General features: G+C 57.6%; 1 protein-coding gene. It reads right to left on the reverse strand.

Features of this window, described 5'->3' with window-relative positions; translation table 11 throughout:
• A partial coding sequence (locus ACEO2X_RS14145) for a hypothetical protein (RefSeq protein WP_371972183.1) occupies window positions 1-495 on the reverse strand: 495 nt, incomplete at both ends.

Below are 495 nucleotides of genomic sequence, written 5' to 3' on the forward strand. Positions count from 1 at the left end.
GAGTCATGAAGCCCACGAAGATCACGATGGCGACGATCCAGGAACACACGCGCAGCACAGCGCGAGCGGTACCAGAGACGTTGACGCCGAGGGTCGCAAAGGCACTCCAGAAACCGTGGGAGACGTGCATGCACACCGCGATCATGGCGATGAGGTAAATGAGCACGAACCACCAGTGGCTGAAGGCCGGAAGTACCATCCCTGCGCGTCCAGCTGCATCGGTGGGCGGGTTATTGAGCAAGTCAGGGCTAATGGTGAACTGCAGCAGGTGGAGGATGAGGAATAGGAAGATGATCCAGCCACCCCAGAACATCGTGCGGGCAGCATAGGAATTCTCCGGCGAGAGGTTCTTCTTAACCGAGTAACGGCCAGCGCCACCGGTTCCAATGTTGCGCTGCTTGTTAACGCGAATCGCCGACCAAATGTGCAGCACGATCGCCAGCAACATGAAGATCCGGAAAATCCACAAGAAGGATTCACCCGGCAGGATCGGGT

This window comes from Acinetobacter sp. AL9 (assembly GCF_041464035.1).
GTDB classification, from domain to species: domain Bacteria; phylum Pseudomonadota; class Gammaproteobacteria; order Pseudomonadales; family Moraxellaceae; genus Acinetobacter; species Acinetobacter towneri.